Below are 22,681 nucleotides of genomic sequence, written 5' to 3'. Positions count from 1 at the left end.
CACGCGGCCTTGCGAGTGCCACGAGGGCCAGGTAGATAAGCGGGCTGTGACGCCGACCGAAGGACAAGGGAAGATGTCACCGTGGCACAACCGACCCAGCTAACCCCGACTGAGCAGGACGCCCTGGTCAAACAGATCGGGCTGGCGATGCTGCGCGTCGCCCCCGATGACTGGGAGCAGCTCACCGTCGACTATCGCGCGGTCGGCCGCTACGCCGAGTCGACCGGCCAGGTCACCTACTCCGACGGCGGCACAGAGCCGTGGACGATGCCGGCCGACCTGCAGGGACTGTTCGCACGCCTCCGGGCAGGGATGTACCGGGAGGGGCGCGGGACCTGGTTCAACGCGCGCTACAAGCTCGACCACCCGTCGAGCTACAACCTGGAGTACGACCGCGAGGAGCCGGGCTGGGACCTCCCGCCGCCGCCTCAGGCGTACCCCGACGACATGCGGCTGTTCCCGCGCACGGACGACAACGTGCCGGACTGGCTGCGGCGCAGGCTCGCCTCGGCGCCACCTGGACCGCCACCGGGCGCCCCCATGCCGGACCGGGCCCCCGGACCGCCGAGGTTCCGGGTCGCCCGGATCTTCGACGGTCCCGGCGAGGACGGCCGCCCGTCGGTCAACCGCCCGCAGGTCGACGAGATGGACATCCAGGACATCCTGGATTACCTGGACAACGGCCCGCTGGTGGGTCCTGCCCGCGGCTACGACGTTGACCGGCTCGACCCGAACGGCCAGCAGTCCGTGCCGGTCGCGTTCCACACGGACGGCACGTGGATCTGGCCGGCCGCGGTGAACTACTTCCTGCGCGAGCACGACATCGCACCGGAGCCGGACCTGGTGGAGCACATCCGCCGGATGCGCTTCCAGCTGCCGACGGTCGACGAGCAGACCCGCGTGGCGGCACAGCAGTTCCTCGGCCCGCCGCCGCCAGGCCCCGGGCCGCGCCCGGGACCGCCGCCACCCGCACCGGCCGCGGCACCGACCCGTGCCATGCCGGTGCCCGCACCCGTCCCCGCGCCGAAGATGTCCCCGATGACGCCGCCGCGCGCCGCGCTGCCGTCGCAGGGGCCCGCCTCGGCCGAGGTCGACCATCTGCGTGCGCGGCTCGACGACCTGGACGTGCCGGAGACGGCATACCGGGTCGGCCCGCCGACCGGCCGCGGCTGGACGATGGAGCAGACGGACGATGGCTGGCGCGTCGGCTGGCACGACCAGGACTGGGTCGCGCCCGCGGTGTTCGAGGACGTCGCGGACGCGTCGGCGTTCCTGCTGGGCAAGCTGCTGCTGGACACCGACAGGTGGGCCGCCGGGCCGAAGAACCCGGAGCTGCCGCCGCCGGTGCCGCTGCCCGTGCCTCCCGCGGACAGCCACGGCTTCGAGCCGATGTCGGCCCCGATCGAGGAGTTCGAACCGATGTCCGCGCCGGTCGAGGACTTCGCCGGAGCAGGTGCGGCGAGAGAGCCGGGGCGCGACTTCGGTGCCGGTCGGGACTTCGGCTCATCCGGATCGGGCCGGGACGACTTCGCCGCTGCCGGTCCCGGCAGGGACTTCGGCTCGCCGGGTGACTTCGCGTCGTCCGGAACCGGAAGAGACGGCGGTCCCGGCAGGGACTTCGGCTCACCAGGCGACTTCACATCGTCCGGGTCCGGAAGGGACGGCGGTCCCGGCAGGGACTTCGGCTCGCCGGGTGACTTCGCATCATCCGGAACCGGAAGAGACGGCGGCCCCGGCAGGGACTTCGGCTCACCAGGCGAGTTCGGGTCGCCCGGCCGGAACGACTTCGGTGGGTCCGGGGGCCGCGAGGAGTTCGGGACCAGGATCGTCGGCCCGCCGCCCGGTACGCCGGGCTTCACGCCGCCGCCGGGTCCGGCTGGTCCGGTCGGTCCGCCGCCCGGCACGCCCGGGTTCACCCCGCCGCCCGGCACGCCACCGCGTGGCGAGCCCGCGCACTCGAAGGAGCCGCCGTCACCCCCGCGTGGCGAGCAGCAGGCGACGGTCCTCGCGCCGCGGCCCACCAACGGTGCCGCCGCGGCAGGGCCAGGAGCGGAGTGGCCGATCACGCCGCTGCCGGGTGAGCCGCCGCTGACGCTGTTCCGTGGCAAGCGGATGGTCGAACTGGAGCCGGGCATGGAGTTCGACCGGTTCGGCGAGGACGACGGCAACCTCGTGTACGTGGCAGGCACACCGTTCACGGAGCGGTCGCTGGTGCCGGAGTGGATCGACCGGCCGTACCACGTGTACCGCGTGCGCCAGCCCGTGCAGGTGCTGACCGGCTCCGCGATCCCGTGGTTCGACCAGCCCGGCGGCGGGACGGCGTACCTGCTGCCGGACACCGTCGGCGACCTGATCGCGCACGGCCAGATCGTGGAGGTCGACAGCGGGGAACCGCCTCGGTCCTAGTGATCAGCGAAACGGGGTGGCAGGTCAGGCGACCTGCCACCCTGTTTCACGTCTCCAGGTGGCTGTGCCTGGTCAGCCATCGCGCGTACACCTCTTGCCGAGCCGGGGCCTTGTGCCAGTAGCACTCGGTCGCGCGGGCCATCAGGTCACGCATGTCCGCCGACGTCAGCGGGCCTTCCTCGGACCACACGATCAGGTGCCGGGTCCGCAGCGGCGCCCCCGCGAGTGGGCGCGTCGCCACGCCCGGCCGGGCCCGGCTCGCCGCCTGCAGCAGCATCACGCCCGCGCCGGTCGCCGCCAGCTCGGCCGCGATCTCCAGGTCGAGGCTCTGCAGTTCCGGCATCGGCACGCCGTGGCGCAGGCACACGTCCCGGACGTAGCCCGCGAACCAGTCGTCGGTGATCGCCGCCGTGTACCAGCGCCGCGCCGCCACCTCAGGCAGCGGGATCTCCTCGCACGCCGCGAGGCCCGAGTCCTCCGCCACGCCGACGAACAGCGGCTCGGTCGCCACCTCCGCCTTCACCAGGGTCGCGGGCAGCTGGACCTCGTGCCCCGGCGCCTCCTGGCACACGACCAGCTCGAGGCGCCCGTCCGCCAGCAGCTCGAGCTGGTGGTCGCGGTCGCCGGTGACCGTCAGGTCCACTGTGGTCCCCGGGACGACGGCCGGGACCAGCGTGGTCATCTCCGACGTGATCGTGCCCGGGGTCGCCGCCACCCGCGTCACCGTCAGCGTGCCCGCGCGCTGCACGCGGACGCTGCGGTCCAGCTCATGCACGGTCGCAAGAACGGACTTCGCGTGGGCCAGTACGACCTCACCCAGGGCCGTCGCATGGCTGCCATGGCGGTCGCGGCGGAACAGCGGGCCGCCGACGCGGCGTTCGATGCGTTGCAGTTGCGCGGTCAGCGCGGGCTGCGAGACACCCAGGGCCGTCGCCGCCTTGGTGATGCTGCCTGCCTGCGCGATCGCCTGCACCAGCCGGAAGTGGCGCACCTCGAGGTCCACCTACTGATAGAGGGTCGCTGGCCCGCCACGTGACGGCTGGGCCGGTCATTCACCCACTTGGAGTCCGTAGGCGGCGGCGAACGCGATGGCCGTGTCGACGTCGACGCGGGCGCCGGAAAGCGCCGCCTGCCGCAGGCCGTTCGCGTCCAGCTGGGCGCCACGCAGGTCGGCGCCCGCGAGCTGGGTCTCCAGCAGGCGAGCCCCGCGCAGGTCGGTGCCGGTCAGGTCGCAGTCGCGGAGGTCGGCGGCGGACAGGTTCGCCTCCCGGAAACGCAGGCCCGACAACGTGGTCTTGCGCAGGTTCGCACCGGCGAGACTCACGAGCGTCAGGTCGGTGTCGGAGAGCTTCCACGGGCGGAAGCGGCACTCGAAGAAGTTCGCGCCGAGGAACGTGCAGCCGCCGAACTCGCTGTGCATCAGGTTGGTGCGCTCGAACTTGCACGACCGGAACGCGGACGCCGTGTGCTTCGACTCGCCAAGGTCGGCGCGGGTGAAGTCGCAGTGGTCGAACGTGCAGCCCTTGGTGACCAGCCCGCGCAGGTCGGCGTCGACGAACTCGGTGTGCGAGAACTGCCTGCCCTCCCAGTTCTGGTGGGACAGGTCGGCGTCGCGGAAGTCCTCGTCGGTCATACCCGCAGACTAGGGAACGACCACGACAGGTCTGCGCGCGTCGTTGATGAGGTACTTCGCGACGCCACCGCTGCCGCGCCCGACGACGATGCAGTCCGCGTGCAGTTCCTCCGCGACCTTCTCCAGCCCGTGGCCGGGGTCGCCGCGGTGGTGGACCAGCTCCCAGCGCACCCCCATGCTGCCGAAGTAGTCGGCGATCGCGCCGCGCAGCTCGGCGACCAGCTCGCCTGCCGCCTCCGCGGCGGTCGCCATGCCGAACGGCGACCAGTACGCGGGGCTGGTCAGCGGCTCAACGTAGACGAACACGAGCCGCGCCCGTTCCCGTCGCGCCAGCCCACTGGCCCACGCGGCGGCATGCAGTGCGCGCGGCGTCCCATCGACGCCGACGACGATCACGGCAAGCCCGTCCTTACCGACCTCGTAGTCACGCACGTCCGGATCTTAGAGCCGTGACCACCGACAGTTGAACGGTCGTTATACGTGAGTGACCGGCCGTTGCAGGTTGACCATCGAACTCGGGGACGCGTCGTAGGGCTCGGCGTCGGTGTAGCCGAGGCGGCGGCAGAAGTCGATCACGGTCGTGCTGGCGGGCGGGACGCTCACGACGACGCGGTTGAAGTACCGGTCCGCGGCGTGCTGGTGGGCGTGGTTCATCAGGATGCGGCCGATCCCGCCGCGATGGGCGGGCCGCACGTAGAGGCGCCTGATCTCCGCCGTGCCCAGCGCGCGGGACACCAGGCCGACGCAGCCGACGGGCTTGCCGTCGAGGTAGGCCAGCCACAAGCCACCCGGTGGACGGTAGACCTGTCCGAGGTCGCGGCATTCCTGTTGGAGCACCGGAGGCAGCCTGCCGATGGCGGTCGGCTCCGGCCACCCGGTCTCGACCCGCGTGGCGGCCAGGTACTCGAAGACCAGCCGCTCGGCGGCCTCGGCCGTGCGTCGGGTCGCCAAGGCGTTGCGCACTTTGAGCAGGGCCATCCGATCAGCGAAAATCCCTGGAACGGCTGGGGATGCGCAGGTCCAGGTTCTCCAGCTGGTCTGCTTGCAGGCTGGTCACCCCCTCCGCGTTCTCCACCGTTCCTCTCACCAGCAGAGCGGCCGAGTTCCTTGCCGTTCTCCGGTAACGCGTCCACAGGCCCTGCGTGCACACCACGTTCACCATGCCGGTCTCGTCTTCCAGGTTCAGGAACGTGACGCCGCCCGCGGTGGCCGGGCGCTGGCGGTGGGTCACCGCGCCGCCGATCAGCACCCTCGTGCCGCTCTTCACCTTCGGCAGCTCCACCACCGGCAACGCGCCCTGGCTGGTCAGCCACTCGCGGACGAACTGGGTCGGGAAGCTGTCCGGGGACAGGCCCGTCGCCCAGACGTCCGCCACCGCGGTCTCTATGCCGTCCATGCCGGGCAGTGGTGGCGCTGCCGCGCCCACCGTGGTGCCAGGAAGGCGGTCCGGGTGTTCGCCTGACACCGCGCCCGCCGCCCACAGCGCCTCGCGGCGGGCCAGGTCGAAGCAGGCGAACGCGCCCGAGGTCGCCAGTGCTTCCAGTTGTGGCCTGGTCAGCTGGGTTCTTCGTGCCAGATCGGCCATGTTCCGGTACGGGCCGTGCTGTCTTTCCACCACGATCTTCTCCGCCAGGTCCTCGCCTATCTTCCGGACCGTGGCCAGTCCTGTCCGGACGGTCTGGTCGCCTGCCTCGTCCGCTTCCAGGGTCGCCTGCGGCTCGCTCCTGTTGATGTCCGGACCCCGCACCGTCACGCCGTGGCGTCTCGCGTCCGCCACCAGTGACTGCGGGCTGTAGAAGCCCATCGGCTGTGCTTTCAGCAGCGCGGCGCAGAACGCCGCCGGGTAATACAGCTTGAACCACGCGCTCGCGAACACCAGGTACGCGAAGCTCAGCGCGTGGCTCTCCGGGAAGCCGAAGTTCGCGAACGCCATCAGCTTCTCGTAGATCCGGCCAGCCAACTCCTCCTCGATGCCGTGCTCCGCCGCGCCTTCGTAGAAGCGTTCCCGCAGGCGTTCCATGCGTCTCGTCGAGCGCTTGGCACCCATCGCACGGCGCAGCTCGTCGGCTTCCGCCGGGGTGAAGTCGGCGACGTCGACCGCCATCTGCATCAGCTGTTCCTGGAACAGTGGGACACCCTTGGTCTTCCTCAGCGCCTTCTCCAGCAGGGGATGATCATAGGTGATCTTCTCTTTCCCGTTGGCCCTGCGGATGTAGGGGTGGACCGAGCCGCCCTGGATCGGGCCGGGGCGGATCAGCGCGACCTCCACCACCAGGTCGTAGAACTTCCTCGGCTTCAGGCGCGGCAGCGTGGCCATCTGCGCCCTGCTCTCCACCTGGAACACACCCACCGAGTCGGCTCGGCACAGCATGTCGTAGACCTTGTCGTCAGCCAGATCCAGCTTGTCGATGTTCACCTCGACGCCATGGTGCTCCGCGACGAGTTCGACCATGTACCGCAGCGCGGACAGCATGCCGAGGCCGAGCAGGTCGAACTTCACCAGGCCGATCGCGGCGCAGTCGTCCTTGTCCCACTGCAGGACCGTGCGTTTGTCCATGCGGGCCCGCTCGACCGGGCACACCTCGCTGACCGGGCGGTCGCAGATCACCATGCCGCCCGAGTGGATGCCAAGGTGCCGGGGGAAGTCCTCCAGCTGACCCGCCAGCTCCAGCACCGGCACCGGCACGTCGTGGTCGTTCTCCCCGACGGTCTCCTTCACCGGCGCCCAGCGGTCGATCTGTTTGCTCCACGCGTCCTGCTGGCCCGGCGAGTACCCGAGCGCCTTCGCCATGTCACGCACCGCGGACTTCGCCCGGTACGCGACCACGTTCGCCACCTGCGCGGCATGCCGCCGGTCATAGCGCTCGTAGACGTACTGGATCGCCTCTTCCCGCCGGTCCGACTCGATGTCGAGGTCGATGTCCGGCGGACCGTCGCGGGCCGGGGCGAGGAACCGTTCGAACAGCAGGTCCCAGCGGACCGCGTCGACCTTCGTGATGCCCAGCGCGTAGCAGACCGCCGAGTTCGCGGCCGAGCCGCGGCCCTGACAGTAGATCCCCTGGCCACGGCAGAAGTCCACGATGTCCGCGACGATCAGGAAGTAGCCGGGGAAGCCCAGTTCCTCGATCACCCTCAGCTCGTGGTCCAGCTGCGCGTACGCCTTCGGCGACTGCTCGCGGGTGCCGTACCGGACGAACGCGCCAGCGAACGTCTTCTCCCGCAGGTAGCTGATCTCCGTGTGACCGTCCACATCGAACGGCGGCAGCTCCGGCGCGACCAGCTTCAGGTCGAACGACAGCTGCACACCGAGCACCGCCGCGCGCTGCACGGCACCCGGGTAGCGCGCGAACCGGCGTTTCATCTCCTCACCGGACCGCAGGTACGCGGTCGGCGCGGGCGGCAGCCAGCCGTCCAGCTCGTCGAGACTGCGCCTGGCCCGCACCGCGGCCATCGCCGCCGCCAGCTCGCCGCGGTGCGGCTGCGCGAAGTGCACGGCGTTCGTCGCCACCAGTGGCAGGCGCAGCTCGAGCGCCATCTCCGCGAGCAGGTCGTTGTGCCGGGTGTCGAGCGGCAGGCCGTGGTCGATCAGCTCGACGAACGTGTTGTCGCGGCCGAACGCGTCCGCCAGCCGGTACAGCTCGGCGAACGCCGCGTCCGGGCCGTCGGCCAGCAGCGCGCGCCGCACCGACGCCTTGCGGCAGCCCGTGAGCGCGACGACCTCGCCCCGCGTCTGGTCCACGATGTCGTCGAAGCGGTAGACCGGGCGGCCCTTCTCCGCCACGTCGTCACCGTCGTGCGCGAGCTGGCCGTCGGTGATCGTGTGGCACAGCCTGCCGTAGCCGGGCACACCGGTCGCCAGCAGCAGCAGGTGATCGCCCTCCGGGTCGGGGATCCCGTTCTGCGGCTGGGTGAGGCCCATGCTCAGCTCGGTGCCGAACACCGTGCTGACCCCCAGCTCCCGCGCCGCCTCCGCAAACCGGACCACGCCGTACATGCCGTCGTGGTCGGTGATCGCGATCGCGTCGAGGCCGAGCAGCGCCGCCGACTCCACCAGCTCCTCGGGATGGCTCGCGCCGTCGAGGAAGCTGAAGTTGGAGTGGCAGTGCAGTTCCGCGTACGGGACACGGACCTCACTGCCCGCGAGGTCGGTGACGCTGGGCGGCCCGACGCCCGAGGGCGCCGTGTAGCGCTCGCGCTTGTGTGTCCACGCGGGACTGTCACCACCGTCCCCGTGCCGCGGTTCCGGGCGGCCGGAGAGGATGCGCTCCACCTCCGACCACCGGACCGGCGGGTTGTGCCAGCCCATTACCGCACCCGGAGGTTCTCCGGTGACAGGCGCGGGGCCGGGACGAGTAAATCCAGGTGGTCGAGGTCGTCGGCCAGGCCGTCCGACAGAGTCACGCGTTGCGGGTAGCCCGCGACGCACACCGGGTTCGGGTGCCCGATGACGAACTGCCGGCAGCTCCCGTTGGCGAAGCGGCATTCCGGGCAGGACTTGGCCATCAGTCGTAGATTCCTTCCACTGTCCACCGCTCCTCGGAAAGCACCAGGAGCAGCGCGGTCTGTGTGTCGTCTTCTTCTTGTTCCTCGTCCGCCAGCAGCACCTGCAGGCGTGCGCGCCTGCACGGGCTGACCCACCAGCGCGCGTCCGTGGCCCACGGGCCTGCCCACGCACGCACCCGCCGAGGGCGGCCACCGTCGACAGAGACATGGCACGGTCTGCCGGTCAGCTCGTGCCGCGCGCTGATGTCGACCACGCGGCCTGCCGCGTCGAACACCCTGGCGGGCAACGGTTTCGCGAGCACTGTGGCGGGTGAGGGGGCGGGCAACCGGCCCGGCCACGGCGCGTCCGGGTCGCGGCGCGGGGACTGTTCGTCGCCCCACGGGACCAGCCGCACCGCCTCACCGGGTTCACGGCCACCGCCGAGCACCGGCGTGACCACGGCGTCCGGACCGAGGAGGCCCTGCACGTGGACCATGGCGCGACCGGCTCGCTCGTCGGCCTCAGCGCGGCCCTCGCCACGCCACAGGTCGAGTTGCAGCGCGGACCCTTCCACGACCTCAGCCGGTTCGAGGCGCAGCCTGATGATCCCCGCGGACGGCCGACCCCCCGCTCCACTCAGTGCTTGATCTTTCGCTCCGCCAGCTCCGCAAGCTCCGCTCAGTGCCTGCTTTCTCGCTCCGCAAGCTCCGCCCTGTGCCTGCTTTCTCGCTCCGCAAGCTCCGCTCAGTGCCTGATCTTTCGCTCCGCAAGCTCCGCTCAGCCACCCTTCCAGCTGCCACCGCACCCGGTCCGCGATGCCGCCAGGGGTCAGCGGTTCCGCGCACCGCCAGACCCGCTCGCGTTCCTCCCCGTTGGCCGTCATCGCGTGGATGCCGAGGCGGGTGCAGGCCAGGCCGTGCGCGGCGAGGCCGGCGTGCAGCTTCTCGGCGAGCGTGCGGGCGGCGAACGCGGCCGCGTCCACCCGCTCCACCGGCGGGTCCAGTGCCTCGGTGACCACCAGGTCGGGCGGCGGTCTGCGGCGCGACGGCGGTCGTTCCTGCTCGCCGAGGGCCAGCCGGTGAGCAGCCACCGCGTCGGCGCCGAACCGGGCCGACACGTCCTTTTCCGGCACCTCGGCGAACGTGCCCAGCGTGCGCAGACCCAGGCGCCGCAACAGGTCGACGAGGTCGGCACGATGGTGGCCCTCCGATGGCCGGTGCAGTTCGCGGACGCTCAGCGGCGCCAGGAACTCCCGGCTCGTGCCCGGCGGGACCAGCCGCCCGCGCCGGGCGGCGAGGACGGCCGCGAACAGCCCGTCGGCCACGCCGATTTCGCACTCCGCGCCGGTGCGGTCGGCGACCTGGTCGATCAGGCGTTCCGCGGCGCGCTCCTCGCCGCCGAAGTAGCCGGCGGGGCCGCGGGCAGGGACCGCGACCACGCCAGGTCTGATGATCTCGACGCCGACCGCCATCTCCTCGACGGCGGCCGCGACGGGTTCGAACAGCCGCGCGTCCCGCACCGGGTCGTCGGGGAAGACGACCAGCTCCGGGCAACGGCCCTGCGCGTCACGACGGCGCATCCCCCTGCGGACACCCTCGATCCGCGCAGGCGCGGAGCAGGCCACCACGCGGTTGGCCGCGGCCACCGCCACCGGCTGGTGCGGGGTCAGCCTGGCCGCCGACGCGGCCGCCGTCACCGGCCAGTCGGGGCACCACACGACGAGCATCCGTTCCACGTGATCGAACATACGTTCGAACGATCAACGCGTCAAGCGGAATGGCGATATTCCCCCTGACGAGTGAAAACCCATGCGTGGCAAGGGAAAACGCGGTCAGGAAACCTCCGCGCGCTCGCGGCGCCAGTCGCTGTCGAACAGGGGCACCGGCAGGTGCCTCCGGCACGGGGCCACCGCGCCGCCCGCCGAGGGAAGGTACGCCTCGACCCGCGTGGGACGGGCCGCCGCGCCCCTTCCCCGGGCGGCGACCACGGTTTCGCGTGCCTCGAGGAAGCCGTGGCCGTCGCCGAGGCCGGCCCACCGGGTGCGCACCGGGGTCAGGTCCAGATCCGCGCCCGGCCAGGGGCCCGTCGAGATCAGCACGGCGCCGCGATGCCGGGCGCGCGCCGAAAGGCGGCGGAGGTGAGAGTCGGTGAGACGGGCAGGATCGACCGCGACGAGGTCCATGCCGTCCAGTAACGCGGCCACGACCGAGGGCAGGTTCGCACCGGGATGGCGGACCACGGCGAGCCGCTCCACCGCGACCCCCAGTTCGGCCGCCGCCCGGAGGCCGAGGTCGGGCATGCCGACCAACGCCGCCCACGAACCGGTGTCCGTCGGCGATGCCAGGAGCGCGAAAAGGAGCGACGTCGAGTCGCGGACTGCCACCGTGACACCTCGCCGCAGACCGCCCCACGGGAACAGGTCGACGAGGGCCGGGTGCACCGGCAGCATTCTGGCCCGGTCGTCCGGGCTGGACGCGAGGTCGCTGGCCACTCCCACCGCACCAGGAGTGGCCAGCGACGACGCTGCACCCAACGCCGGCATTCGCACGCACCTCATTCCCCCGCCAGGCGCTGCGGGGAAGGCAGCGAACTCGAACGCCTGTTCGATATTAACACGGCACCACGTCGAACGCGAGCCCGTCGGCGCAGAAGGGCGCCAACCGCCAACTCAGCGGTCCCGAACGGCCAACTCGCGGGTTCTGAACCGTGGACTCGCGGGTTCTGAACCGTGGACTCGCGGGTTCTGGGGCGTGGGGTCGCGGGTTGTCGACTGCCTACAAACGGATGGGGTGAACTTGTCACCGGGAAAACAAACCGTCGGTTTGTTCCGTGCAGATGTGACATCTCGAAGTCCCGGGCCGATACACGATGTGCCACCGCTCGACGCCGCACGGTGGCGATTGGGGGCAGCACATGACGGTCGAGTACCAGCTCGACAACAACGCCCTGCCCAGGCCGCTGGCCGACGTACTGAGACCGGAGCTCGCCAGCCTCGCCACCGAGATCGTCGACGAGATCCGCGCCAAGATCCCGAACTACGCGCGCCCGCTCGACGGCCCGTACGGCAAGTCGATCCGGGCGGGTGTGCACTACGCACTGACGCTGTTCATCGAACAGATCGCGAACCCGGACGCCTCCGCGCAGAAGTGCCACGAGGTCCACCAGAAGCTCGGGCAGAACGAGATGCGCGAGGGCCGCAGCCTCGACGACCTGCAGGCCGCCTACCGGGTCGGCGCGCGGGTGGCGTGGCAGCGGATGATGCGCATCGGCAAACGCAACGGCCTGTCGTCGGCGGTGATGTCGCAGCTCGCCGACGCCGTGTTCGCGTACATGGACAAGCTCGCCTCGGTCGCGCTCGACGGCTACCTCGAGGCCAAGGCGACGTCCGCGGGCGCACTGGAGACGTGGCGCCGCCGTCTGCTCGGCATGATCCTGCAGACCCCGCCCGCACCGGCGGCGGCGATCGCGGAGCTGGCGCAGCTGATCGGGTGGACCGTGCCGGACAAGTTGTCCCCGATCGCCGTCCACACGCTCCCCGGCACCGGCCACAACCAGCGGAAACCGACGCTCGACGCGGACGTGCTCGCCGACCTCGACGGCATCGAGCCACGGATGCTGGTGCCCGGCGAGGTGACCGACGCGCGCCTCGCGGCGATCCGGGCGGCGCTGCCGCAGTGCAGGCTCGCGGTCGGCCCCGGTGTGCGGCTCGACGCGGCCGCGCACGCGTTGCGGTGGGCAAGGAAGGCACTCACGCTCGCGCAGCAGGGCGTGCTGCCGGACCGCCAGGTGATCCGCTGCGAGCAGCACCTGTCGACCGTTCTCGTGCACTCCGACGACCGGCTGCTCGCCACGCTGCGGGACCGGATACTGGCCCCGCTGCGTGGCCTCACCGCAAAGCAGCGGGAACGGATGCTGGAGACGGTGCGTGCGTGGCTGGACGCGCAGGGCAGCGTGCCGGACATGGCGGCGCTGCTGGACGTGCACCCCCAGACCGTCCGCTACCGCATGCGGCAGCTGGAGCAGTCACTCGGCTCGCTGCTGCACGATCCCCAGCAGCGGTTCGAGCTGGAACTGGTGCTGCGCACCGCACCGGGACGACGCAAGGAGCACGACCTCGTGCTCCCCGCGCAACGAGACAGACGCTGACGGTGCCCTTCGGGACGTTGACCGTCCCGAAGGGCACCTTCATGGCGGGTGTCAGCCCGTGGCGGCCGCGTGCCAGCGGTCCGCCAGCTGCCGACCCTGCGTCGGCGCGAAGTTGCGCGGGGTCTGGAACCCGCCGACGTTGGTCGTGGCGTCGTTCAGCACCAGGCTGTTCGCACCGGCCGGCGACGGCAGGCCCTGCTTGAGGTTCACCGCGCCGGACAGCAGTCCGAACAGACCACAGCCGTTGGCGCCCGGCACCGCGAACGTGGTGTCGGTCTGCGCGGCGCCGGACAGCGACAGGTAGCCCATCTCGCCGGTCGGGTTCGCCGTGCCGTCCGCGTTGAACCGCACGAAGCTGGCCGTCGGGCGCGTGCTGTTCGCGGGCTTCAGCAGGATCGGGTTGCTGTTCGAGCCGATGTAGCAGTTCGGCTCCAGGAACGGGTTGCTGAGCCTGATCTTCACCGGCAGCGTCACGATCGGTGTGCCAGCGCCAGCGCCAGCGGAGAGGTTGAAGTCCCTCGGCGCGCCGGCGGACTGGATGGTCGCGGTCACCCGGTTGAGCGGGTTGTTCACCACTTTCTCGCAGATGTCGGAGATCACCGGGATCTTGCTCGGGCACATGAGGCCGAGCAGCCCGCCGGGGATGTCGACCGGCGCGCCGACGACCGCGCCGCCCTGCGGGGCCACGAGCGAGTACGTGCCACTCTGGTTGAGCAGCCCGGCCTGGAGGTCGGTCGCGCCGGTCGTGAGCGTGGTCCCGCCGAGCTTGAACGTGCCGGTCGCGGCGCTGGACGACAGGCACAGCGCCGAGACGGTCGCCCCGTCGGCGGCGAGCATCGCGGGGTCGTCGACCGGGCACCGGTTCAGCGGGGCCCACGCGCCGGCGAGCGTGGCGCCCGAGGCGGGAGTGACGACCGCGAGCAGTGACGCGGCGACCGCCGCGACGACCAGGGGCACGGTTCTTCGGATTCGGGACATAGGTCACCTCTCAAAAGGGGAACAGCCGGTTTTCGTCAGGGTCGGAAAGCAGGAACTGACGCGCTGGGCACGTCGAGCCCGGAACGTGACTCAGGGTTTCGGATACTTCGGATCCGTCGGCTCCACCGGCGGGCAGCCGACGTTGTTGCCGGTGATCGTGCAGACCGCGCCCTGGTAGAGCCGGACGTAGTTCCCCGGCCCCGAGATCAGGCCGGTGAGGATCGGGTCGAGGTCCTCGTCGGCCCCGCAGCCGCTGAACGGCGGGATCGTCACGGTGCCCATCAGCGGGCCGCCCTTGGTGATCGAGTACTTGTCCGACCCGCTGTAGGTCGCGGTGAACACGGCGTCGATGGGCGCCGCGCTGCGGCAGTCGGGCCCGACCGGCACGGGGACGCCGTTGACGGTGGCGGCCAGGATCTGGGCGGACAGCTTCACCTTGACCGTGGTGAGGCCGTCGTACTCGCCGGGCTGCCCCGGGATCGGGGTCAGCTTCGACCACTGGTGGACATTGGCGAGTCCGACCTGGGTCAGCTGCATGGTGCCGGTGGCCGGCATGAAACCGAACGCGTAGAACGACCCCGGTGCGGGCGGGTACTTGGACTCACCGTTCAACTCGGGCAGCACGAGCGCGTCCTGGCACCCCACTGGCGGTTTCTCCGGACATTTGTTGATCATGAGGTTCGTCGCGGTGATGTTCACCAGGCCGGTGGGCTGGTAGACCGCCGCGTCCAGCTTCGCGATGTTGGCGCGGCCGTTCACCTTCGCGCAGAACGGCGCCCGGTATTCCACGGGCACGTCGGGGAGGCGGTAGCACTCCGGCGGCGGCGGCGCGGCGATGGACGGCGGGGCGGCGGACGGCCCGCCCGCGTCGGGTTGTCCCGGCTCGCCGGGCGCGGGCGACGAGCCCCGCTCCGGCGTTGGCACCTGTACCGGCACGACCGCGAACTCGGCGGTCTCGGCGGGGTCGGGCACGCAGGTCAGCCCGATCGTTGGCGGCTCGGTCGGCGCGCCGTCCTCGGCGTACCCGGTGATCTCGACGGTCATGTCGCCCGCGGCGAAAGCCAGGTCGCCTTCCGGCGGGGCGGTCACCGGCGGGGCGGTGACGGTGGCGCCGAGCACCACGGAGCCGGCGAGTGGCACCGGGTCGGACTGCACTGCCGTCCACGTCGCGGGCAGTACGTCGAGCCTGGTCACGGCCGCGACACTGGCCGCGCCCGGCAGCCCGGCGAATGCCGAGGCCGGGACCGTCACCTGGAGACCGGCGTCCTTGGGTGCGATCGGCACGCCGGCCACGGCCGACGGCGGGAGCGTCGCGGTGACCCGCAGCGTGACCGGCCCCGCCTCGCCACACAGGTAGCCGAGCGAGGTGTCGATCACCAGCGGTTCGGAGCGCGGCGGTTCCTGTTGCGCCCCGGCGATGCCGGGAACGACCACCAGCGAGGTCGCCGCGGCCGCGATGGCCAGCGCCCGTCGGTTCCGCCTCATCTACCCGCCTTTCGGGAGTGTGTGGGGCCTGCCCGGGTGCGGCCGGGCAGGCCCCACCGGTCCTACCGGCCGACGACCGTCAGCCCGGGAGTGATGACGAAGGTGCCGGAGAACCCGGCCGCCTCGCCCTGGGTGATCAACCCGAGGCAGTCGTTCGCCGGGTCGACGTAGCTGACCGTCAACGTCTGGGCAGGCAGTACCGCCAGCGCGTTGCTGGAGTTCGTGAACGTGGCGTTCACGGCACCGGTGACCGTCGCCTCACAGAACGGACCCGAGATGTCCGCGTCGATGTTGGTGATCTGGCCGGTCGTGACACCCGAGGCGTAGGTGCCGCCGTTCAGTGCCCACGTGCCCTGGTGGGCAACGGTGAACGTGAGGCCGAACGGACCCGTGCACTCGTTGAACTGCGTGCTGCCGGGCGGGAGCGTCGCGATCGGGTTCGAGACGCCAACGCCGAGGTTCGCCGTACCGGCCGCCGTAGCCGAGTCGCAGGTCAGCTCGACGCCGGATGCCGTGGTCAGGACGGTCACACCGGCCACGCCGGTGAAGGCGGTGCCCGTGCCACCGTCGTCCCGGGAGACGTCCCACACCAGCGGCAGCGCCGAGGCGGTCCCCGCGAACACGGTCGTCGCGACCAAAGCCACACCGGTGGCAATGGCACCAATCAATCGTCCACGCATTCGAATGTTCCTTTCCGTGAGGAATTACTACGGAAGGCAATTTCGGCTTTTGCAAGCCCTCGCACAAATGACGTTACCTGCCGGTAACAGGAAACACAATTGCCTACCGCAAAAGGATCAAGTCATTTTTGCCCTTTCTGCCGGACGCACAGTCCGCAGTTATTTTCTTGTCATCTCCTGATAGTTCAGCGGGGGGCCATGTCCGTTATCACCCAATGGCCGCCCTCACGTTTGGCCGTTACTGACAACTGCGCGGCGGCGGCATTCGTGGTGTTCGTGTCGACCCGGGTCGCGGACTGGTCGAGGAACACCAGCAACCGGGCCCGATCGCCTTCCAGCGACTGCACGGCCGAATACACGACGCGGGTGGTGAGCACGAGCTTCTGCCCTGGCGCTTTGTCGCGGACCTCGGCGAAGAGCTTGTCGTAGACCTCGAGTGCCGCACCCCGGAGCACCGCGGCAGCGGCCTCCTCCGTCACCTCGGTCTTGTCGTAGGAATAGGAGAAGATCTGACTGAGCGCACTGCTGACGGCGGCGCTCACCTCGGCGGTGCGGCCGGTGTCCACGAGCGCGCTGTTGTGCGCGGCACCGGAGGAACGCAGATCACCGGCCGCCACCAGCGCCCAGGTGCCCGCGCCGACCAGGAGCGCGGCCAGCACGCCGAGCGCCACCGCCACCCGCCGGGGACGGAAGAACCCGGTCGGCTCCGGCGGGTCGCTGTCCTCGTCGGGCGGGTCCGCCTCGGTGTCGGTACCCGTGTCCACGTCGTCGAGGTCGGTCTCGTCGAGGTCGTCCACCTGTGTGGTCATTGCGCTCCCAACGGCACCTGGTCCAGCGCGGACAGCTTCCACTCACCGTCCACTTGCGACATCCCGGCGACGAACCGGTTGCGTTTCGCCGATGGCGGCGAGCCGTCCTTGGCGGTCGAGATCTCCACGGACACGAGCAGCTTCGCCGAGCCTGAGCGGGTGTCCAGCTCGCTCACGGCCGCGTCCAGCACCCGCCCGGTGGCGACCGTGGCGTTCGCCTTCAGCTGCCCCCGGGTCTCGGCGTCGGTCGCGGCCAGCTCGTCGCGCAAGCCACCGGTCGACACCGAAAGCCAGCGTTCGATGCCACCGTCCACGTCGTGGTAGTCCAGCGTGGTCAGCGTGGCGACCTGGGTGCGGCCCGCGGCGAGCACCTCCTCACGGGCGGTGGCGTAGGCGAGCGAGTCGTCGCGGGACGCCTGCCACCAGGTGAAACCACCCCACCCGGCGAACGCGAGCGCCACCACGACGACGCCAAGCATCACCTTCACTTCCCGAGCCACAGCAACTCCTCCAGGTTGGCGACCAGCGGCAGGTCCGGTGCGCCGAGGGGCCCTGGCATGTGCACCCCGCCACCCGGCACCGCTGGCGCGGGCACCCCGCTGTCCGGCACGTTCTGCGAGCCGCGCACCAGGCGCGGGTCGCCGTACGGAAGCGTGCACGCGGTGGCGGTGTCGAACGGCAGCGGCGTCGCCACCTCGCCCTGCCGGTAGGGCGTGTGGTAGCCGCGCACGCACGGCAGCGGGTCGGTGAAGTTCATGACGATCGACAGGTTCCCGCTCTCCGGCGTGATCGCCGTGGACGTCGCCGCGACCGCCTTCGGCACGTTCACGAACAGCTGCCGCATGCCCGCGATCCGCGACTCGAAGATCTCCGAGGTGGTCAGCAGGTTCGCCACCAGCACGGAAAGGCCGGGGTTGGTGTCGGACAGCAGCGCCGACAGCTGGGTCGCGGCGTCCGGCGCGGCGCCGATCAGCTCCCTCAGGTCGCCGTCGGCACTGGCGAGCTCGCGCGCGAACAGCTTGGCGTTGCCCGCGAACGACCGCCAGGCGTCCGACGAGTCGAGCTGTGTCCGCAGCACGGTCGCGCCGTCGTCGATCAGCATCGTGGTCTGCGGCAGGTGGTCGCGGGCCTCGTCGGTGAACGACATGGTCGAGTCGAGCAGCAGGCGCATGCTCGGGCCGGTGTCGTTCATGGCCGTGTACAGCTCGTCGACGACCACCCGAAGCGACTCGGTCGGCACCGACTGGTTGAAGTCGGAGAGGTTGCCGAGCAGCGTGGTGACCGGCATGGGGACGGTCGTCGACTCCTTCGGGATCACCGCCCCGTCCTCGAGGAACGGGCCGCCATCGCCGCGTGGCTGCAGGTCGACGTACTGCTCACCGATCGCGGACCGATTGGCCACCACGGCCTTCGCGTCGACCGGGATCCTCGGCGCGTCGTCCTCCATGACGAGGTCGGCCTCCATGCCGTCGTCGGTGAGCCGCAGCTGCCCGACCCGGCCGACCGCGACCCCCCGGTAGGTGACCTCGCTGTTGGTGAACAGGCCGCCGCCGTCGTCGAGCTGCAACCGCACGGTGTACGTGCCGCCGCCGAACAGCCTGCCGAGCCCTGCGTAGTTGGCGCCGACGAACGCGACCGCCGCGAGCGCGAGCACCACGAACGCGATGACCTGCACCCGGACCGTTCTGGTGAGCATTCAGTTGCCCCCTTCCGGGATCGGCAGGGGCGGGAGCGGCTCCGGGAAGTCGGGGTCGACCTCGAGGGTGAAGAACACGTTGATGAAGTCGCCCTTCGTCGCATCGAGCACCGAGTCGGTGAACGGGAACGTCGGCAGGATCTCCAGTGCCCTCGGCAGGTTCTGCCCCGCCGCGGCCAGCTGGTCGAGGACCGGCGCGAGGGCCTTGAGGTCGGCGACCATGTCGTCACGGCTGCGGTTGATCGTGTCGACCGCGACGTCCGACAGCGTGTCCAGCGACTGCAGCATGGTGACGAGCGCGCTGCGTTGTTCGGTCAGCGCCCGCAGGCCGGGAGTGAGGCCGGTGAGCGCGCCGCGGATCTGTTCGCCCCGCCCGGCGAGCGTGGTGGACAACGTGTTGAGCCCGTTGAGCGCTGCGGTGATGTCGCCCCGGTGCTCGTCGAGGTTCGTCACCAGTTCGTCCACATTGGACAGAAAGGCCTTGATCTCCGGCTCGTTGCCGGACAGCGCCTTCGACAGCTCCTGGTTGATGGTCCGCAGCTGGCCGATGCCACCACCGTTGAGCAGCAGCGACAGCGCGCCGAAGACCTCCTCGACCTCGGTGTGCCGGTTCGTGCGGTCCGCGGTGATCATCGCGCCGTCGGCCAGCTTCGCCGGGTTGGCGCTGTCGTCCGGCGCGGCCAGCTCGACGAACTTCTCGCCGAGGAGGCTCGACTGGCGCAGGCTCGCCGACGCGTCGGCGGGCAGCGCCACGTCACCGTTGACGACCACCACGACCTGCGGCGTCCACCGGTCGGCGCCGCCGAGCTCGATCGACTCGACCCGGCCGACGACCACGTCGTTGACCTTCACCGCGGCCTGCGGCACGAGGTCGAGCACGTCGGCGAACTCCACCGTGACCCGGTACGGGTGGTCGCCGAGGTCGGCGCCGCCGGGCAGCGGCATGTCGTAGATGCCGTTCACGCCGGTCGAGGTGCACCCGGCGAGCAGGAGGACCGCGGCACACGCGGCGACCAGTCTCCTCATACCGCGCCGCTGTGCCCCGCAAGTTCCACTCATCGCGGACCCTCCAACGGCACACCGTCGGTGAACGGCAGCGGCACGACCGGCGCCGCCGGGTCGCTCAGGTACTCCAGCAGGAGTCCCCGGCCCTGCAGGGTTTGTGTCGCGGGGTCGAAGGCGGCGTGCACGTTGGTGGCGGCGATGGGTATCACGTCGAGCGCCTCCGCGACCGAGGCACGGTTGTCGACCAGCAGCTGCGTCGTCCGCGCCAGTTTGTCCACATTGGACTTGATGGCGGTGCGGTTGTCGCGGATGAACGCCTGGATGTCGGCCAGTGCGGAGGCGAGCGTGCTCAGCGCCGTGCTCAGCTCGTCACGGTCGGCCGACAACGTGCGCCACACCTGGTCGAGCTGGCTGTTCACGCCCAGCACCTGCTTGTCGTTGGTGGCGAGCATGGTGGTGAACTTCTGCAGCGCGTCGACCGTGCCGAACAGGTCGCCCGCCGAGCCGGACAGCGTGCGCGCGGCCTCGGCGAAGTTGCGGACGCTCTCGTTGAACGCCTTGCCGTTGCCCTCCAGGTTGGCGGCACCCGTGTCAAGCAGCTCGGACAGCGCACCGTCGGAGTTGGCCCCATCCGGGCCAAGCGCCGTCACCAGTGTGTTCAGGCTCGCGTACAGCTCGTCCAGCTCGACCGGGGTCGCCGTGCGCGACTCGGGGATCACCGCCCCATCGGAGATCACCGGCCCGCCGCGGCTCAGGTCGGTGAGCTGCACGTACCGGTCCGACACGACGCTCGGCGCGACCACGACCGCCTTGGTCTCCCGCGAAACGCCGACCTCGCCGTCCACCGTGAACACGACCTCGACCCGGTCACCGCGCGGGGTCACCGACTCGACCGCACCGACCCGCACGCCGAGCACCTGCACGTCCGAGCCCGCGTACACGCCGACCGCACGGGAGAAGTACGCGGTGATCCGCTTCTGGTCGTCGCCGCCGAAGATCCACCACAGCGCGCCGGCCGCGACCACGGCGAGCACCGTCGCGATGGCGACGAACCGGCCGAGGCGGCGGCGTGCCCTCGTGTCGTTCATGACGCCACCTCGCCCGCTACGTGGCGGCGGAACGCTCCGCAAGATCCGCTCACCGGGGCCCCCTGTCCGGAATCCGTGGCGGCACACAGGGTTCCCGGTTCTCCGGGACCAGGCCGCAGACGTAGCTGTCGATCCAGCGGCCGCTGCCGGTCGCGTTGTTGACCACGCGGAAGTACGGCCCGGCGAGCTTGAGGCTCTGGTCCAGCTTGTTCCCGTACTTGATCAGCACGTCGGTGACCACCTCGAGCTGCGAGAGCGCCGGCGCGAGCTGGCTCTGGTTGTCCGCCACCAGCCCGGACAGCTGCTCCGCGAGGTCCGTGGTGCCGGTGAGCAGGTTGTGAATGGCCTCCCGCCGGTTCGACAGCTCGGTCAGGAGCAGCTCGCCGTCGTCGAGCAGCTTGTCGAACTCCTCGTTCGTGCCAGCCAGCGTCGAGGTGATCTGGCGGGTGTTGCGTAGCAGCTCGGCCAGCTGGTCGTCGCGGGAGGAGATGGTGTGGGACAACGCGGTCAGCCCGTCCAGCGCCGACCGCACGTGCTCTGGCGAGTTCGCGAACGTGTCGGAGATGGTGCGGAAGCTCATCGCCAGCTGGTCGGTGTCGATCGCGCCCGCGGTGTCCGCCAGGCCCTCGAACGCCTGCGTCACGTCGTAGGGCGTGACCGTGCGGTCCATCCCGATGCGCACGTCCGGGTCCTGGTCGCGGTCACCGGTCGGGTGCAGTGCGAGGAACTTGCGGCCCAGCAATGTCTTGATCTTGATGGCGGCGGTGGTGTGGTCGCCAACCCACGTGTCCTCGACGCGGAAGGTGACCAGGACCCGGTCCACGTCCAGCTCGACGTCGGTCACCTCACCGACCTTGATGCCGGCCACCCGCACCTCGTCGTCCGGCCGCAGCCCCGCGGCCTCGGAGAACTCCGCCTCGTACGTGGCGCCGTTGATCCCTGGCAGGTCCGGCCAGAAGTACACGAGCGCGGTGAGGGCGAGCAGCGCCACGGTGCCGATGATGCCGATCGGCACCGGCCTGCGTTCGCGGAAGGACTTCTTCACGAGTGACACCTCGGCGCGGCGCTCTGGTAGGTCTGGTCCTCGTGGCCCACCGGGATCGCTTCGCACAGGTAGAAGTTGAGCCACGAGCCGTACGACGCGGCGCGGCCGACCGACTCGAACTTGGCGGGGGTCGCGGTGAGGAACTGCTCGAGGTCCTCCTGCCCGGTGGCCAGGTTCGATGCGAGCATCCCGAGCCCGGCGATGCTCTCCTTGAGCGGTTGGCGGGCCTGGTCGAGCAGCCCGGCGGTGGCGCCGGTCAGGTCGGCGAGACCGGAGATCGCGTCGCCGATGACGGCCCGGTCCCCCGCGAGGCCCGTCACCAGCCTCTGCAGTGTCGAGACCAGTGTGGACAGTGCGTCACCCTGGCCGTTGATGTTGGCCAGCACCGAGTTCAGGTTCTTGATCACGTTGCCGATGACCTGGTCGCGGTCGGCGAGCGTGCTGGTCAGCGAACCGGTGTGCGCGAGCAGCGAGTCGACCGTGCCGCCCTCTCCTTGCAGCACCTGGACGATCTCGCCGGACAGCTCGTTGACGTCGTCGGGTGACAACGCCTGGAACAGCGGCTTGAAACCGTTGAACAGGTCGGTCAGGTCCAGCGCGGGCCGGGTGCGGTCGAGCGGGATCTCGGCGTTCTCCGCCAGCAGCGCCGCCGACAGCTTCTCGCCGCGGTCGAGCGCGATGTATCGCTGGCCGACCATGTTGCGGTACTTGATGGTCGCGGTGACGTCCGCGGGCAACGCCTTGGACTTGTCGACGGAGAACCGCACCAGCGCGAGGTGACCGTCCACAACGGACATCTCGTCGACCTGGCCGACGCGCACACCTCGGATGCGCACGTCGTCGCCGGGGTTCAGCGAGGTGACGTCGGTGAACCTCGCCGAGTAGGTCAGCGTGTCACCCACGTTCGTGTTCCCGATCGAGATCGCGAGTATGGCCGTGGCGAGACCGGTGACCAGCACGAAGATCAGGCCCTTGATCAGCGGGGCGGCCAGTTTCCTCATCGCAGCGTCACCTCCGTGCCGCGGTAGAGCGGGCCGACCAGCACGCTCGACCAGCCGGGCACCTCGCCGACCGCGGGCGCGAGCAGCGTGCCGATCAGCTCCTGTTCCTGTGGCGAGTTGGCCAGGCCGAGGTCGCCGCCGAGGTTGTCGCCGCTCAGCAGCGGGTGTCCCGCGCCGCCGGTCGGGGCCGCGACCGCGCCCCGCGTCGGCGCGACACCGCTCGGGG

The 22,681-nt window shown here is 70.6% G+C and carries 20 protein-coding genes and 1 pseudogene; 2 read left to right on the top strand and 19 right to left on the bottom strand.

Annotated elements, in window-relative coordinates:
• Positions 1-81: 81 nt before the first annotated feature.
• Positions 82-2,406, top strand: coding sequence for a glycohydrolase toxin TNT-related protein (locus WBA97_RS11635; protein ID WP_424230765.1), 2,325 nt, complete (start codon positions 82-84; stop codon positions 2,404-2,406).
• 46 nt (positions 2,407-2,452) lie between these two features.
• Here WBA97_RS11635 and WBA97_RS11630 read toward each other — a convergent pair whose 3' ends face one another.
• The 8 genes from WBA97_RS11630 to WBA97_RS11595 form a co-directional block, all read right to left on the bottom strand.
• Positions 2,453-3,409 (bottom strand): LysR family transcriptional regulator, encoded by a 957-nt coding sequence (locus WBA97_RS11630; RefSeq protein WP_424230764.1) that lies wholly within the window; start codon positions 3,407-3,409, stop codon positions 2,453-2,455.
• A 45-nt stretch (positions 3,410-3,454) separates the two neighbouring features.
• Positions 3,455-4,039, bottom strand: a complete 585-nt coding sequence (locus WBA97_RS11625) for a pentapeptide repeat-containing protein (RefSeq protein ID WP_424230763.1) — start codon at positions 4,037-4,039, stop codon at positions 3,455-3,457.
• Between the two features lie 9 nt (positions 4,040-4,048).
• Positions 4,049-4,471 (bottom strand): universal stress protein, encoded by a 423-nt coding sequence (locus tag WBA97_RS11620; RefSeq protein WP_424230762.1) that lies wholly within the window; start codon positions 4,469-4,471, stop codon positions 4,049-4,051.
• Positions 4,472-4,513: 42 nt separating this feature from the next.
• Positions 4,514-5,017 (bottom strand): GNAT family N-acetyltransferase, encoded by a 504-nt coding sequence (locus tag WBA97_RS11615; RefSeq protein ID WP_424230761.1) that lies wholly within the window; start codon positions 5,015-5,017, stop codon positions 4,514-4,516.
• A gap of 4 nt (positions 5,018-5,021) precedes the next feature.
• Positions 5,022-8,345: an error-prone DNA polymerase gene (locus WBA97_RS11610; protein WP_424230760.1), complete on the bottom strand. Its 3,324-nt coding sequence runs from the start codon at positions 8,343-8,345 to the stop codon at positions 5,022-5,024.
• Positions 8,345-8,542 (bottom strand): hypothetical protein, encoded by a 198-nt coding sequence (locus WBA97_RS11605; protein WP_424230759.1) that lies wholly within the window; start codon positions 8,540-8,542, stop codon positions 8,345-8,347. Before WBA97_RS11605 ends, WBA97_RS11610 begins: the two co-directional genes overlap by 1 nt.
• Positions 8,542-10,269: a DNA polymerase Y family protein gene (locus WBA97_RS11600; protein ID WP_424230758.1), complete on the bottom strand. Its 1,728-nt coding sequence runs from the start codon at positions 10,267-10,269 to the stop codon at positions 8,542-8,544. The genes WBA97_RS11605 and WBA97_RS11600 overlap by 1 nt, the downstream gene beginning before the upstream one ends.
• Before the next feature lie 84 nt (positions 10,270-10,353).
• Positions 10,354-11,064, bottom strand: a complete 711-nt coding sequence (locus WBA97_RS11595) for a hypothetical protein (protein ID WP_424230757.1) — start codon at positions 11,062-11,064, stop codon at positions 10,354-10,356.
• 371 nt (positions 11,065-11,435) lie between these two features.
• Between WBA97_RS11595 and WBA97_RS11590 the strand changes: the two genes are divergently transcribed.
• The gene (locus tag WBA97_RS11590) at positions 11,436-12,668 is read left to right on the top strand and encodes a helix-turn-helix domain-containing protein (protein ID WP_424230756.1); all 1,233 of its coding nucleotides are present in this window, start codon (positions 11,436-11,438) and stop codon (positions 12,666-12,668) included.
• Between the two features lie 51 nt (positions 12,669-12,719).
• Here the strand turns inward: WBA97_RS11590 and WBA97_RS11585 are convergent, their stop codons facing one another.
• From WBA97_RS11585 to WBA97_RS11535, 11 genes and pseudogenes are all read right to left on the bottom strand, one after another.
• On the bottom strand, positions 12,720-13,646 hold the full coding sequence (locus tag WBA97_RS11585; protein ID WP_424230755.1) for a hypothetical protein: 927 nt from the start codon (positions 13,644-13,646) through the stop codon (positions 12,720-12,722).
• Between the two features lie 90 nt (positions 13,647-13,736).
• Positions 13,737-15,131: a DUF6801 domain-containing protein gene (locus tag WBA97_RS11580; RefSeq protein WP_424230754.1), complete on the bottom strand. Its 1,395-nt coding sequence runs from the start codon at positions 15,129-15,131 to the stop codon at positions 13,737-13,739.
• A 62-nt stretch (positions 15,132-15,193) separates the two neighbouring features.
• The gene (locus WBA97_RS11575) at positions 15,194-15,775 is read right to left on the bottom strand and encodes a hypothetical protein (protein ID WP_424230753.1); all 582 of its coding nucleotides are present in this window, start codon (positions 15,773-15,775) and stop codon (positions 15,194-15,196) included.
• A 221-nt stretch (positions 15,776-15,996) separates the two neighbouring features.
• Positions 15,997-16,620 (bottom strand): hypothetical protein, encoded by a 624-nt coding sequence (locus WBA97_RS11570; RefSeq protein WP_424230752.1) that lies wholly within the window; start codon positions 16,618-16,620, stop codon positions 15,997-15,999.
• A complete protein-coding gene (locus WBA97_RS11565; RefSeq protein WP_424230751.1) occupies positions 16,617-17,120 on the bottom strand; it encodes a hypothetical protein in 504 nt (167 codons plus the stop codon). Before WBA97_RS11565 ends, WBA97_RS11570 begins: the two co-directional genes overlap by 4 nt.
• On the bottom strand, positions 17,105-18,316 hold the full coding sequence (locus WBA97_RS11560) for an MlaD family protein (protein ID WP_424230750.1): 1,212 nt from the start codon (positions 18,314-18,316) through the stop codon (positions 17,105-17,107). Before WBA97_RS11560 ends, WBA97_RS11565 begins: the two co-directional genes overlap by 16 nt.
• Positions 18,317-19,342 carry an MCE family protein gene (locus WBA97_RS11555; protein ID WP_424230749.1) on the bottom strand — a complete coding sequence of 342 codons (1,026 nt, stop codon included), beginning with the start codon at positions 19,340-19,342 and terminating at the stop codon, positions 18,317-18,319.
• Positions 19,343-19,371: 29 nt separating this feature from the next.
• On the bottom strand, positions 19,372-20,409 hold the full coding sequence (locus WBA97_RS11550) for an MCE family protein (RefSeq protein ID WP_424230748.1): 1,038 nt from the start codon (positions 20,407-20,409) through the stop codon (positions 19,372-19,374).
• Between the two features lie 49 nt (positions 20,410-20,458).
• Complete coding sequence (locus tag WBA97_RS11545) at positions 20,459-21,454, bottom strand: MCE family protein (protein WP_424230747.1); 996 nt, start codon at positions 21,452-21,454, stop codon at positions 20,459-20,461.
• Positions 21,451-22,455, bottom strand: coding sequence for an MCE family protein (locus WBA97_RS11540; RefSeq protein WP_424230746.1), 1,005 nt, complete (start codon positions 22,453-22,455; stop codon positions 21,451-21,453). The genes WBA97_RS11545 and WBA97_RS11540 overlap by 4 nt, the downstream gene beginning before the upstream one ends.
• Positions 22,452-22,681 (bottom strand): annotated as a pseudogene (locus WBA97_RS11535) (MCE family protein); the annotation flags it as partial. The pseudogene WBA97_RS11535 and the gene WBA97_RS11540, both read right to left, overlap by 4 nt.

It is taken from the genome of Actinophytocola sp., assembly GCF_049647105.1.
In the GTDB taxonomy this organism is placed as follows: Bacteria; Actinomycetota; Actinomycetes; order Mycobacteriales; family Pseudonocardiaceae; genus Actinophytocola.
This window is presented reverse-complemented; position numbering and strand designations above follow the sequence as displayed.

What these genes read in the sequence shown, in the direction of transcription:
- WBA97_RS11625 (WP_424230763.1), bottom strand. Translation starts at nt 4,039, where the DNA reads ATGACCGACGAGGACTTCCGCGACGCCGACCTGTCCCACCAGAACTGG.
- WBA97_RS11615 (WP_424230761.1), bottom strand. Translation starts at nt 5,017, where the DNA reads ATGGCCCTGCTCAAAGTGCGCAACGCCTTGGCGACCCGACGCACGGCC.
- WBA97_RS11610 (WP_424230760.1), bottom strand. Translation starts at nt 8,345, where the DNA reads ATGGGCTGGCACAACCCGCCGGTCCGGTGGTCGGAGGTGGAGCGCATC.
- WBA97_RS11605 (WP_424230759.1), bottom strand. Translation starts at nt 8,542, where the DNA reads ATGGCCAAGTCCTGCCCGGAATGCCGCTTCGCCAACGGGAGCTGCCGG.
- WBA97_RS11600 (WP_424230758.1), bottom strand. Translation starts at nt 10,269, where the DNA reads ATGTTCGATCACGTGGAACGGATGCTCGTCGTGTGGTGCCCCGACTGG.
- WBA97_RS11595 (WP_424230757.1), bottom strand. Translation starts at nt 11,064, where the DNA reads ATGCCGGCGTTGGGTGCAGCGTCGTCGCTGGCCACTCCTGGTGCGGTG.
- WBA97_RS11590 (WP_424230756.1), top strand. Translation starts at nt 11,436, where the DNA reads ATGACGGTCGAGTACCAGCTCGACAACAACGCCCTGCCCAGGCCGCTG.
- WBA97_RS11585 (WP_424230755.1), bottom strand. Translation starts at nt 13,646, where the DNA reads ATGTCCCGAATCCGAAGAACCGTGCCCCTGGTCGTCGCGGCGGTCGCC.
- WBA97_RS11580 (WP_424230754.1), bottom strand. Translation starts at nt 15,131, where the DNA reads ATGAGGCGGAACCGACGGGCGCTGGCCATCGCGGCCGCGGCGACCTCG.
- WBA97_RS11570 (WP_424230752.1), bottom strand. Translation starts at nt 16,620, where the DNA reads ATGACCACACAGGTGGACGACCTCGACGAGACCGACCTCGACGACGTG.
- WBA97_RS11560 (WP_424230750.1), bottom strand. Translation starts at nt 18,316, where the DNA reads ATGCTCACCAGAACGGTCCGGGTGCAGGTCATCGCGTTCGTGGTGCTC.
- WBA97_RS11555 (WP_424230749.1), bottom strand. Translation starts at nt 19,342, where the DNA reads ATGAGGAGACTGGTCGCCGCGTGTGCCGCGGTCCTCCTGCTCGCCGGG.
- WBA97_RS11550 (WP_424230748.1), bottom strand. Translation starts at nt 20,409, where the DNA reads ATGAACGACACGAGGGCACGCCGCCGCCTCGGCCGGTTCGTCGCCATC.
- WBA97_RS11540 (WP_424230746.1), bottom strand. Translation starts at nt 22,455, where the DNA reads ATGAGGAAACTGGCCGCCCCGCTGATCAAGGGCCTGATCTTCGTGCTG.